The sequence below is a fragment of the Ramlibacter tataouinensis genome, assembly GCF_027941915.1.
Classification (GTDB): Bacteria; Pseudomonadota; Gammaproteobacteria; order Burkholderiales; family Burkholderiaceae_C; genus Ramlibacter; species Ramlibacter tataouinensis_C.
Map to the genome: position 1 here is coordinate 2,752,786 of NZ_CP116009.1, position 11,759 is coordinate 2,764,544.

An 11,759-nucleotide genomic window follows, 5' to 3' on the forward strand; every position below is an offset into this window, starting at 1 on the left:
CGTTCAGAGCGGGCCGATGACGGCCAGCACTTCCTGCACCCCGAGCACCTCGGACAGCACCACCGGCGCGCTGCCCTGGCGGTAGTACACGTAGACCGGCACGCCGTTGCGGCCGAGCGCGGCCAGCGCCGCCGTGATGGCCGGATCGCGGCGGGTCCAGTCGGCGCGCAGCAGGGCCACGCCCTGGCGCTCGAAGCCGGCCAGCACCTGCGGGTTGGTCAGCGTGGTCTTCTTGTTGAACTGGCAGGTCACGCACCAGGCGGCGGTGAAATCCACGAACACCGGCCGGCCTTGCGCCACCAGTTGCTCGACCTTGGCCTGCGACCAGGGCTGCCAGCCGTCCTCGGAGGCCCGGGCCGCCGTCGCCGCCGGCAGCGGCTGCGTGAGCTGCGGCAGGGCCGCCCAGCCCACCAGGACGAGCGCCGCCAGCGCGGCGGCCGCCAGCACCGCCCGGGTGCGGCCGCGCAGGGTCAGCGTCCACACCAGCAGGCTCAGCGCGACCAGCAGCGCCAGCAGCGCGCCGGCGCCGTCGATCCCGCTTTGCTGGCCCAGCACCCACACCAGCCACACCACGGTGGCGAACATCGGGAAGGCCATCAGCTTGCGGAACACGTCCATCCAGGCGCCGGGCCGCGGCAGCCGGCGCGCCAGCGCCGGGACGAAACTGGCCAGCAGGTAGGGCAGGGCCAGGCCCAGGCCCAGCACCGCGAACACCAGCAGCGCCTGCCCGACCGGCAGCGTGACCGCCAGCCCCAGCGAAGCCCCCATGAACGGCGCGGTGCAGGGCGAGGCCACCGCCACCGCCAGCACGCCGGTCAGGAAGGCGTTGCCCACCGGATGGCGCACTTCCATCGAAGCCAGCGAGCCCGGCAGCACCGAGCCGAACTCGAACACGCCGGCCAGGTTCAGCCCGATCAGGGTGAACAGGGCGGCCAGCGCCGACACCACCAGCGGCGACTGCAGCTGGAAGCCCCAGCCGAGCTGATCGCCGGCGGCGCGCAAGGCCAGCATCAGCCCGGCCAGGGCCAGGAACGACAGCACCACGCCGGCCGTGTAGGCCAGCCCGGCGATGCGATGGCGGCGCACGTCCCCGGCGTGCGAGGCGAAGCCGACCACCTTGATCGCCAGCACCGGGAACACGCAGGGCATCAGGTTGAGGATCAGTCCGCCGATGAGGGCGCCCAGCAGCGCGGCCGCCAGGCCGATGCCGGGACCGGGCGGCGCCGCCGGCGCGGCGGCGTTGTTGCGCAGCGCCTCGGCCAGCGCCGGTGACACGGTGGCCGGTGCCGCCACGGCCGGCCAGGTGCCCAGCACCTGCAGCTCGGTGTGCCAGCCGCGATCGCCCGCCGCCAGCACCACCGGCATCGGCTGCGGGCTGGCGCTGCGCTGCGGCGACAGCGGCACCCGGGCGGTCCAGACCTCGCCCTGCCAGGCCTGGGTCCAGGCGCCGGCGGTCTCGATCACCTCGGGCGTCTCGGGCAGGAACTGCAGCGTCTGGCCGCGCACCGTCGCCGGCAGCCCGTGCACGCGGATGTCGAGCGCCCCATCGGCGATCTGCGCGGTGTTGCCGGTGGAAGTTCCGGAGGGCGCGAGCGGCCTCGGCTGGGCGGCGAACGCGGCTTCGAAAGCCGAGCCGTGCAGCGCGGTGCTGCCGCGCACCGGCACCTTGAGCGTGAATTCGCCGTCCTGCGGGATGCATTCCAGCCGGCACACCAGCCAGCTCGCCTTGAGCCTGACTTCCAGTTCGGGCGCGAACGGCGACGGCTTGAATTCCGGCGTGACGGTCAGCGGCACCGGCAGCAGCACCGTGCCTTCGTAGCCGTAGTTGGCCAGGGTGCCGATCGGGATCTTCTTGGGCACCGGCCACTGGATGTCGCCGGCCAGCACGCCCGGCGGCAGCGTCCATTCCAGCCGCGTCGGCAGGCCCGAATCGCCCGGGTTCTTCCAGTAGGTGTGCCACTGCGGTGCGTGCCTCAGCTGCAGCCCCAGCCAGAGCGGCTGGTCGGTCGCGACGCCCTGCGGCGCATGGGCCAGCAGTTCGGCCCGCACCTGGTCGGTGGTGACGACCGCGGACCCGGCGGCGGGCGCCTGGGCCTGGGCCGTGGCGGCGCCCAGCGCCAGCAGCCAGGCGGCCAGCAGCCATCGAAGGACGAACGTCATCGCCGTGTCCGAGCTCGGCCGTGGAATGAAGTTCCGCTTCACGCCATTCCCAGCACCACCCGCCGGGTGCTGGCGGACTTCTTCTCGATCTTCGTCACCACCACGGCGCCGATCTCGGCGGTGCTGGCCACGTGGGTGCCGCCGCAAGGCTGGTAGTCGACCAGCTCGGCGCCGCCGACGCGGATGGTGCGGATGCGCCCGGTGCCGCGCGGCGGCTGCACCGACATGCTCTTGACCAGCGCCGGGTTGGCGTCCAGTTCCTCGTCGGTGATCGAGCCGATCGCCACCGGGTGGGCGGCCGCCACCAGCCGCGCGATGCCGGCCGTGAGCTGCTCCTTGTCGAGCGGCTCGGTCATGTTGAAGTCCAGCCGCGCGTAGTCGGGCGTGATCGAGCAGCCGTTGACCAGCTGCGGCACCAGGTGGCACAGCAGGTGGGTGGTGGTGTGGAACCGCATCAGCCGGTGCCGGCGGTCCCAGTCGATGCGCGCCACCACGCGGTCGCCCGGCTTCAGTTGCGCCAGCAGCCCGTCCTGCCCCGGCGCCGGCACGTGCCAGATGCCGCCGGTCGGCTGGCCCTGCTCGTCCTTGGCCTTGCGGGTGTCGGCGATCGCCAGCGTGCGGCCGCCGGCCAGCGCCAGCACGCCGGCATCGCCGGCCTGGCCGCCGCCGAGCGGGTAGAACACGGTGCGGTCCAGCACGATCCCGTGCTCGCCCACCGACAGCACGCCAGCCTCGCACTCGCGCAGGTAGCCGTCGTCGCGGAACAGCTCTTCGGTCATGGTCCGGATTGTCGCGGTTTGGACCTACAGCCGTCCTGCGCGGGGACAACCAGACTGCGCGGAGTGAACCGACTGTTACCTTTTCTGGCGCTGGCCGTACTGGCGGGCTGCGTCGACCTGGGGCGCCTGCCGGAATCGGCGACGGTCGGCCCTTCCCCGCAGTTGCCCGCGCCGCGATCCGGCCTGCTGCCGACCGTGAACATCGCGCCGGCCGAGGGCTGGCCGGCCGGCGGACGGCCGATCGCGGCGCCCGGTTTCCAGGTGACCGCCTTCGCGACCGGCCTGGACCACCCGCGCTGGCTGTACCTGCTGCCCAACGGCGACGTGCTGGTGGCCGAGAGCAACCAGCCGCCGCCGCCGCAAGGCCGCTCCGGCGGCTTGCGGGCCTGGGCCATGCAGCGGGTGATGAAGCGGGCCGGCGCCGGCGTGCCCAGCGCCGACCGCATCACGCTGCTGCGCGACGCCGACGGCGACGGCGTGGCCGAAACGCGATCGGTGCTGCTGCAGGGACTGCACTCGCCGTTCGGCATGGCGCTGCTGGACGGCCGGTTGTACGTGGCCAATGCCGATGCGGTGGTGCGTGTTCCGCTGGCCCCCGGGCAGACGCAGGTGACCGCGGCGCCGCAGCAACTGACCACGCTGCCGGCCGGGCGCAACCACCACTGGACGAAGAACCTGCTGGCCAGCCGCGACGGCCGCAAGCTGTATGCGACGGTGGGCTCCAACAGCAACGCCGCCGAGAACGGGCTGGCGGAGGAAGAGGGGCGGGCGGCGATCTGGGAGATCGACGTGGCGACCGGCGCCAGGCGCCTGTTCGCCAGCGGGTTGCGCAACCCCAACGGGCTGGCCTGGGAGCCGGCCAGCGGCGTGCTGTGGACCGTGGTCAACGAGCGCGACGAACTGGGCAGCGACCTGGTGCCCGACTACCTGACCTCGGTGCGCGACGGCGGCTTCTACGGCTGGCCCTGGAGCTACTGGGGCGCCCACGTGGACGCGCGCGTGCAGCCGCCGCAGCCGCAGCGGGTGGCGCAGGCCGTGGTGCCGGACTATGCGCTGGGCAACCACGTCGCGCCGCTCGGGCTCGCCTTCGCCGATGGCCGCCTGCCGGCGCCGTTCGCCGCCGGCGCCTTCATCGGCCTGCACGGCTCCTGGAACCGGCGCCCGCTGTCCGGCTACAAGGTGGTGTTCGTGCCGTTCGAGGACGGTAGGCCGGCCGGCCCGCCGCGCGACGTGCTCACCGGCTTCCTCAGCCCGGACGGCAAGGCCTGGGGCCGGCCGGTCGGCGTGACGCTGGATGCACGCGGCGCGCTGCTGGTAGCCGATGACGTGGGCAATGCCGTCTGGCGGGTGGCGCCGGCGCGCTGAGCGCGCGTGGCGGACGGACCCGCGGCCAGGGCTTCACCAAGGAGACCGCCATGAGTCCTTTGCGCACCGCCGTCCCCCTCGCCGCCCTCGTGCTGGCCGCCTGCACCGCGCCGCCGCGGGCCAGCGCGCCGGCACCGGACATCGACGTCCTCACCGCCACCGACGCGGCGGCGCGCATCTGCGCCGGCCAGCTCGGCAGCGAGGCGCTGATCCGGGCCTACCTGGCGCGGGTGCAGGCGCGGCCGGAGCTGAACGCGTTCATCACGCTGGACGCCAACGGTGCGCTGGCGGCGGCGCGGGCGGCCGACCAGCGCCGGGCGGCGGGCGCGCCGTGCCGGCCGCTGGAAGGGGTGCCGGTCGTCGTGAAGGACAACATCCACGTGGCCGGCCTGCCCTCGACCGCCGGCACCCCGGCGCTGCGCCGGTTCGTGCCGGCCGCCGACGCCCCGGTGGTGGCGCGGCTGCGCGAGGCCGGCGCGATCGTGCTGGGCAAGACCCACATGCACGAACTGGCGTTCGGCGTGACCGGCTACAACCCGGCGTACATCGCGCCCGGCAACGGGGTCGGCGTGCGCAATGCCTACGACCCGTCGCGGGTGGCGGGCGGCTCCTCGTCCGGCACCGCCGCCGCGCTGGGCGCGCGCATGGCCCCGGCCGGGCTGGGCACCGATACCGGCGGCTCGGTGCGCATTCCCTGCGCCTTCAACGGCTGTGCGTCGCTGCGACCGACCGTCGGCCGCTACCCGCAGGCGGGCATCGCGCCGATCTCGCACACGCGCGACACGGCCGGGCCGATGGCGGTGGCCATGGGCGACGTCGAGCTGCTGGACCGTGTGCTGACCGGCGCGCCAGCCGCGCAGCCGGTGCCACTGGACACGGTCCGGCTGGGCCTCGTTTCCTCCATGCAGGCCAACCTGGATGCCGACACCTGGGGCGCCTGGGAGGCCGCGCTCGGGCGGCTGCGCGCGGCCGGCGTGACGCTGGTCGACGTGCCGCTGCCGCAACTGGCGCAGCTCAATGCGGCGGTCAGCTTCCCGCTGGCGGTGTACGAAGCCAACGACGACATGGCGGCCTACCTCGCGCAGTCGGGCACGGGCGTCCCGATCGGGCAACTGGTCGCCGGCATCGTCAGCCCCGACGTGAAGGCCACCTACGAAGGGCTGGTGCTGCCGCGCAAGCTGCCGGCGCCGGCCGGCGGCGTGGTCGATGCGGCGCCGGCGTACCAGGCCGCCCTGCAGACCCACCGGCCGGCGCTGATGCGGCTCTATGCGGAAACCTTCGCCGCCCAGCGGCTCGATGCCTTCGTCTTCCCGACGGTGCCGGTCACGGCGCTGCACGCCAACCCCGACGCCAGCAGCCTGCCGAATTTCCTGCGGCTGATCCAGAACACCGACCCGGGCAGCAACGCCGGCGTTCCGGGCGTGCAGGTGCCGATCGGACTGGGCGAGACCAGCCGGCTGCCGATCGGGATCGAGCTGGACGGCCCGGCCAACAGCGACCGCCGGCTGCTGGGCATCGGCTTGTCGCTGGAGCGGTTGTTCGGCCGGCTGCCGCCACCGCAGCCGCTGCCCTGACGGCGGCGGCCGCCACGGCCCCAGCCGCTACCATCGCGCCATGGCCCTGCCTTCCCGCTTCTGGTCCGACCTGTCGACGCGCGAGTTCGCGCGCCTGCAGGCCGCCGGCGCGGCCGCCGACGTGATCGCGGTGCTGCCGGTCGGCGCCATCGAGCAGCACGGCCCGCACCTGCCGGTGAGCGTGGACGCGACCCTGGTGGACGGCGTGGTGGCGGCCAGCCTGCCGCACCTGCCGGCCGACTTGCCGGTGCTGTTCCTGCCGACCCAGGCGGTGGGCAAGAGCAACGAGCACATCCGCTTCCCCGGCACGCTGACGCTGTCGGCCGACACCACCGTGCGGCTGTGGGCCGAGATCGGCGAGTCGGTGGCGCGCGCCGGCGTGCGCAAGCTGGTGCTGTTCAACTCGCACGGCGGCCAGGTCGGCCTGCTGGACATCGTCGCGCGCGAGCTGCGCGAGCGCTGCGAGATGCTGGTGTTCGGCTGCAACTGGTTCACGCTGCCGCTGGGCGAGGCGGTCGAGGGGCAGTTCAGCGCCGAGGAGCACCGCTTCGGCATCCACGCCGGCGACATCGAGACCTCGATGATGCTGGCGCTGCGGCCGCAGTGGGTGGACATGGCGCAGGCGCGGCACTTCCGCTCCACCTCGCAGGAGCGGGCGCAGCGCTTCGAGCTGCTGGGCAACGGCCGCTCGGCCAAGCTGGGCTGGCAGATGCAGGACTACAACCCGCACGGGGCCGCCGGCAACGCCGCGCTGGCCAGCGCGGACAAGGGCCGCGCGGTGGTGGAGGCGGCCGGGCGCCAGCTCGCGCGGCTGCTGCAGGAGGTGGACCAGGTGCCGCTGTCCACGCTGGTGGCGCGCCCGCACTTTCCCGACTGAGCCTGCGCCCGGCTTCGTCGTTCGCGTCCTACGGCAGCTTGCGAGGGGGCCGATGGCTTTCGCCGCGCTGCCGCGTAGATTGGTTCGCAAGCCGGCCGCTGGCGCCGGCACCAACCAGGAGCGAACGATGGCGACCGTGGCAGACGTGATGACCCGCAACCCGCGCAGCATGACCCCGCAGGACACGCTGGTGGCTGCGGCCAAGGTGATGGACGAGCTGAACGTGGGCGTGGTGCCGGTGTGCGAGGGCGACCGCCTGCTGGGCATGGTGACCGACCGCGACATCGTGGTGCGCGGCCTGGCCCGCGACGCCGATCCCGAGGCCTGCAAGCTGGCCGACGTGATGAGCGGGCACGTGCGCACCGCGCGCCAGGACGACGACGTCGACGAGGTGCTGATCGAGATGTCCAACGCGCAGATCCGCCGGATGCCGGTGGTGGACGCCCAGGACCGGCTGGTGGGCATCCTGTCGATCGGCGACATCGCCGCCAAGAGCCCCGAGGACGAGGAGGACGTGGGGCTGTCGCTCGGGGACATCTCGTCCCCGGCCGAGCCGGACCGCTCCGGCTCGCGCAAGCAAAAGCAGAAGGGCTGAACGCCGACCCTTCCCGCCTGCGCGCCAGGCCCGGGCGCGCAGGCGGGCCGCGCAACGCGCGCGCGGGCACAGGGGACAATTGCGGCCATGCTCCGCTACCGCACCGTCCCCGTCACGCCCTTCGCCCAGAACTGCTCGTTCGTCTGGGACGACCAGACGATGGAAGCCGCCGTGATCGACCCCGGCGGCGACCTGGACGTGCTGCTGCAGCAGGCCGGGGCGCTCGGCCTGTCGCTGCGGCAGATCTGGCTCACCCACGCCCACATCGACCATGCCGGCGCCGCCGGCGAGCTGGCGCAGCGGCTGCAGTTGCCGATCATCGGCCCGCACCGCGGCGACCAGTTCTGGATCGACGCGCTGCCGCAGCAAAGCAGCATGTTCGGCTTCCCGCCGGCGCAGTCGTTCGCGCCGGCGCGCTGGCTGGAGGACGGCGACACGGTCACGCTCGGCGCGCACACGCTGCAGGTGCGCCATTGCCCCGGCCACACGCCGGGCCACGTGGTGTTCCACTCGCCCGAGCTGCAGCGTGCCTTCGTCGGCGACGTGCTGTTCGCCGGCAGCATCGGGCGCACCGACTTTCCAGGCGGCGACCACGACACGCTGGTCGCCAGCATCGTCGAGCGGCTCTGGCCGATGGGCGACGACACCGTGTTCATCCCCGGCCACGGCCCCGAGAGCAGCTTCGGCCGCGAGCGGCGCAGCAACCCCTTCGTCGGCGGCACCTGAGAAGGCGGGGGCCGCGGCCCGCGCAACAAAAAGCCACCCGCGCGGGGTGGCCCTGCAAGCGCGCGCCGCTGTGCGGCGCATCGTCGGCGCAGCCTACTGCGCGTTCTTCTTGCGGTTGGCGCTGCGCGCCTGCCCGCCCTTGCGGCCGGCCTCGCGGGCTTCCTCGGACGTGAACTCGTGGGCCGTGCCCTTTTCGTGGGCCGCCTTGCCGCCCTCGCTGGCGATCTGGCGCTGGCGGTCGGGGTCCATCGATGCGAAGCCGCGGTTCGACTTGCCACCGGCGCTTCCTTGATTGTTCGATGCCATCTGGGTACTCCTGGAAAAAACGCTTGGGAAGAGTTGCATGGAGGCCGTCGCCTGCCATGGACCGGATTGGGCTTGCAAAGCAGAGAAAAGCCCGTCAGGCCCTTCAGCCGAGCGCTGTAGGAAGGGACCTTGCGGGGTTACATCCCGACAACGCCTGTATCGGCTGCTAGCCTTTTGGAAGCACGCCGGCCTGCAGCCGCTGCAGCAGCTCGCCCGCCTCCGGTGGCGTTGCCGGGGCCGCGCGGTCGTCCGCCAGCAAGGCGTCGAGCAGGCGCGCGACCTGCGCGGCTGCCGGCTGCACCGGCCCGAAGAAGCGCGCCTGCGCGCCGCGCGCGACCAGCAGGGTGGGGAAGGTCTCGATCTCGACGTCGCCCATGGCATCGGCTTGGTCTTCCACATCGACCCAGGCGAAACGGGCCTGCGGATGGGCGGCGGCCAGCGCCTCGAACTCACGGCTCCACTCGCCGCACACGCGGCACCACGCCGCGCACAGGCAGATCACCTGCCAGCCGGTTGAATCGCCTGCGCTGCTCGTGCTCATGCGGGCAGTCTAGGGCAGGGCCGCATTCCCCGGCTCTCGCCGGCGTACCGGCGGGGGCTGCCCGGCTCAGGCATGGGTGATCCAGCCGCGCAGGCCGGGCGCATCGAGGTGCGGCAGGCAGTTGAAGCTGACCAGCGAGTGCCGCTTGGGGGTGAAGGCGAACTCGGTCAGCCCGGTGTTGCGCAGGCGCATGTTCAGCTCGATCGTGGCCTGCGGCGACGCGCCCAGCACGTGGCCGACCGCGGTGGCGATCGGCCCGCCGCTGGTGACCATCAGCACCTGCTGGCCGTAGTGGTTGGCCCGCACGTGGTCCAGCGCGCCGGCCACGCCGGCCAGGAACTCGGCCCAGCTCGGCATGCCGCGGGGTTGCGCCGCGCCGGCCATCCACTGTGCCAGGCCATCGCGCAACAGCCGGAAGTGGTGGCGGTAGGCCTCCGGCGAATCGGGCCGCGGCAGCGGTTCGGGGTGGATGGCGGCGATCACGGCGCCGCTGTCGTACTCGTTCAGCCCTTCCCAGGACAGGTGCTCGCCGGCCTGGTCCATGCCCTGCAGGATGCCGGCCAGCGTCTGCCGGTGCCGGCGCAGGGTGCCGGCGATCAGGCCGTCGAAGCGCAGCCCCTGGTGCGCGAAGTATTCGCCCAGGCGCACGCTCTGGCGGTGGCCGAGCTCGCTGAGCTGGTCGTAGTCGTCGGCGCCGAACGAGGCCTGGCCATGGCGCACGAGGTACAGGGTTCCCATGGCCTGCATTCTGGTCCGGCGGGCAGCAGGGGCGCGGTCTCGTGGGGGACGGCGCTCACGCGGGCCCTCGCCTACGCGATGTGCCGCCGCGTTCCTGCACCGGCGCGCGGCGCGCGGCGGTGTGATGGACGGCCGCCTGCAGGAGAGACACGATGGCCCGTTACGGCAAGAAGGCGAACGAGAAAGTGGAAGAGGCCATGCATGAGTTCAAGCATGGCCAGCTGCGCAGCAGCTCCGGCGACAAGGTGAAGAACCCGAAGCAGGCGATCGCGATCGGCCTGTCCGAGGCGCGCAGCGAGGGCGGCAAGGTGCCGAAGAAGAAGGCCGGCTCCGACAAGCCCGCGGCGGCCAAGTCCTCCTCGGGCAAGTCCGGCGGCAGCAAGTCGGGTTCGAAGACGACCGCCAGCCGCAAGAGCCGGTGACCGGCGCCGCGACGGCTCAGCAGGCGGCGTGGACGGCGCTGGCGTCGCCGGCCGCGGCGGTGCCGAGGAAGGTGGCGCGCACCCGGATGTGCCCGGCCGGGCCGGTCAGAGGCCGGCGGATTCGAAGCGCACCAGGCCCCGGGGCGTGTGCAACGCGGCACAGAGGTTGGGCGGACCCTCGTGGACGGCGAAGCTCTCCAGGCCGATCAGGGCCAGCGCCGTCCGCAGCAGCGCGGCCTGCGGATGCTGCAGCGCCAGTCCGTGCAGCGTGGCGCCGCACGCGGGCAGGCCGGCGGCCGGATGCGGGCCGCCCCACTCGATCAGCGTGGGCAGGCAGCCATCGAACAGGCGCTGGCCGTCCGGGCGCAGGCTGATGCGCCAGCGCAGCGGCCCGCGCGGCGTCTCGCGCGAAGCGGCGACCGCTTCGCCCCGATCGATGCCCAGCCGCTGCCAGGCGGCCAGCGCCGCATCCAGGTCCGGCACGCGGGCGACCCAGTGCAGCAGCCGCGGGCCCTGCTCGCGCACCGCCGCCCGCTGGACCGGCTGGTCCATGTCGAACCAGCGCGTGCGCGCCGGCGCCGGCGCTGCCGGGTTGCGCGCGATGAGCTCGAGGTAGGCCTGGGGGAAGTCCACCGTGGCGATCCGCAGCAGCCGGTTGTGCGTGCCCATCAGCGGGTGCTCGCCGCCGGGGCCCGGCGCCACCCCCAGGGTGCGCTCGCACCAGGCGGCGCCCTGCTCGAGCGCGTCGGCCACCACCACCAGGTGGTCGATGCGCGCGCCGCCGCTCACAGGCGCACCTCGCCGGCGATGCAGGTGACCGCGTGGCCGCCGATCCAGGTCTCGCCACCCTCGCGCGCCACATGGACCCGGCCGGCGCGGCCCAGCGCGGTGCCCTGGGCCGCGACGTAGCGCTCGGGCGCGAGCCCGGCGCCGATCAGCCACTGGGCCAGTGCGGCGTTCAGGCTGCCGGTGACCGGGTCCTCGACCATGCCGTTGTTGCCGGGGAAGAAGGCGCGCACCTCGAATGCGCAATCGCCGCCGGCGGCGTGCGGGCCGGCGACACCGACCTTGCCGCGCGGGCCGACCACGCCCACGTCCAGGCCGGCCAGCACGGCGGCGTCGGGTTTCAGGGCCAGCACCTGTTCGGCGCTGCGCAGCAGCACGCCGCGCCAGTTGGGGCCGTTGTCGCACCAGGCGTGGGCGGCGACGTCGTCGCGCGCAATCCCCAGCCCGCGCGCGATCAGCTCGACGTCGGCTTCGGGCAAGGGTCCGCCCTTGCGCAGCGGCGGCGCGGCGAACGCGAGCCGGCCGCTGGCCGCGTCGCGCTGGATGCGCACCAGCCCGATGCCGCATTCCTGCACCACGTGCGCGCCCCGGGGGCGGCCGCCGGCGGCCAGCCAGGCATGGCAGCTGCCCAGCGTCGGGTGGCCGGCGAACGGGAGTTCGCGCCCCGGGCTGAAGATGCGGACCCGGTAGTCGGCCTGCGGGTTCTCGGGCGGCAACAGGAAGGTGGCTTCGGACAGGTTGGTCCAGTGGGTGAAGGCCAGCATCTGTTCGGTGGACAGGCCGCTGCCGTCCAGCACCACGGCCAGCGGGTTGCCGAGGTAGGGCGTGGCGGTGAAGACGTCGACTTGCTGGAAGGGACGGGAAGTCATGGCGTGGCTGGCGAGAATGAG

At 73.5% G+C, this 11,759-nt stretch carries 13 protein-coding genes; 6 read left to right on the forward strand and 7 right to left on the reverse strand.

Features of this window, described 5'->3' with window-relative positions; all coding sequences use genetic code 11:
- Positions 1 to 3: 3 nt before the first annotated feature.
- Positions 4 to 2,160 (reverse strand): protein-disulfide reductase DsbD family protein, encoded by a 2,157-nt coding sequence (locus PE066_RS13055; RefSeq protein ID WP_271232972.1) that lies wholly within the window; start codon positions 2,158 to 2,160, stop codon positions 4 to 6.
- Between the two features lie 38 nt (positions 2,161 to 2,198).
- Positions 2,199 to 2,939 (reverse strand): alanyl-tRNA editing protein, encoded by a 741-nt coding sequence (locus tag PE066_RS13060; protein WP_271232973.1) that lies wholly within the window; start codon positions 2,937 to 2,939, stop codon positions 2,199 to 2,201.
- Positions 2,940 to 3,002: 63 nt separating this feature from the next.
- On the opposite strand from PE066_RS13060, the gene PE066_RS13065 reads away from it, so the two are divergent.
- From PE066_RS13065 to PE066_RS13085, 5 genes are all read left to right on the forward strand, one after another.
- Positions 3,003 to 4,304, forward strand: a complete 1,302-nt coding sequence (locus PE066_RS13065; RefSeq protein ID WP_440480531.1) for a PQQ-dependent sugar dehydrogenase — start codon at positions 3,003 to 3,005, stop codon at positions 4,302 to 4,304.
- Between the two features lie 50 nt (positions 4,305 to 4,354).
- Positions 4,355 to 5,878 carry an indoleacetamide hydrolase gene (gene iaaH, locus PE066_RS13070; protein ID WP_271232974.1) on the forward strand — a complete coding sequence of 508 codons (1,524 nt, stop codon included), beginning with the start codon at positions 4,355 to 4,357 and terminating at the stop codon, positions 5,876 to 5,878.
- A 40-nt stretch (positions 5,879 to 5,918) separates the two neighbouring features.
- The gene (locus PE066_RS13075; protein WP_271232975.1) at positions 5,919 to 6,755 is read left to right on the forward strand and encodes a creatininase family protein; all 837 of its coding nucleotides are present in this window, start codon (positions 5,919 to 5,921) and stop codon (positions 6,753 to 6,755) included.
- Between the two features lie 127 nt (positions 6,756 to 6,882).
- Positions 6,883 to 7,350 carry a CBS domain-containing protein gene (locus tag PE066_RS13080; protein WP_271232976.1) on the forward strand — a complete coding sequence of 156 codons (468 nt, stop codon included), beginning with the start codon at positions 6,883 to 6,885 and terminating at the stop codon, positions 7,348 to 7,350.
- An 87-nt stretch (positions 7,351 to 7,437) separates the two neighbouring features.
- Entirely contained in the window at positions 7,438 to 8,076 is a 639-nt protein-coding gene (locus tag PE066_RS13085) for an MBL fold metallo-hydrolase (protein WP_271232977.1), read from the forward strand.
- Between the two features lie 93 nt (positions 8,077 to 8,169).
- Here PE066_RS13085 and PE066_RS13090 read toward each other — a convergent pair whose 3' ends face one another.
- The 3 genes from PE066_RS13090 to PE066_RS13100 all read right to left on the reverse strand — a co-directional run bounded on the left by PE066_RS13090 (position 8,170) and on the right by PE066_RS13100 (position 9,661).
- Complete coding sequence (locus tag PE066_RS13090; protein ID WP_271232978.1) at positions 8,170 to 8,382, reverse strand: KGG domain-containing protein; 213 nt, start codon at positions 8,380 to 8,382, stop codon at positions 8,170 to 8,172.
- 166 nt (positions 8,383 to 8,548) lie between these two features.
- On the reverse strand, positions 8,549 to 8,923 hold the full coding sequence (locus PE066_RS13095; RefSeq protein ID WP_271232979.1) for a thioredoxin family protein: 375 nt from the start codon (positions 8,921 to 8,923) through the stop codon (positions 8,549 to 8,551).
- 66 nt (positions 8,924 to 8,989) lie between these two features.
- Entirely contained in the window at positions 8,990 to 9,661 is a 672-nt protein-coding gene (locus tag PE066_RS13100; protein WP_271232980.1) for a histidine phosphatase family protein, read from the reverse strand.
- A gap of 152 nt (positions 9,662 to 9,813) precedes the next feature.
- Between PE066_RS13100 and PE066_RS13105 the strand changes: the two genes are divergently transcribed.
- Positions 9,814 to 10,083 carry a DUF6496 domain-containing protein gene (locus tag PE066_RS13105; RefSeq protein ID WP_271232981.1) on the forward strand — a complete coding sequence of 90 codons (270 nt, stop codon included), beginning with the start codon at positions 9,814 to 9,816 and terminating at the stop codon, positions 10,081 to 10,083.
- A gap of 105 nt (positions 10,084 to 10,188) precedes the next feature.
- Here PE066_RS13105 and PE066_RS13110 read toward each other — a convergent pair whose 3' ends face one another.
- Positions 10,189 to 10,872 (reverse strand): VOC family protein, encoded by a 684-nt coding sequence (locus PE066_RS13110; protein ID WP_271232982.1) that lies wholly within the window; start codon positions 10,870 to 10,872, stop codon positions 10,189 to 10,191.
- Positions 10,869 to 11,738, reverse strand: a complete 870-nt coding sequence (locus PE066_RS13115; RefSeq protein WP_271232983.1) for a PhzF family phenazine biosynthesis protein — start codon at positions 11,736 to 11,738, stop codon at positions 10,869 to 10,871. The genes PE066_RS13110 and PE066_RS13115 overlap by 4 nt, the downstream gene beginning before the upstream one ends.
- Positions 11,739 to 11,759: the final 21 nt, after the last annotated feature.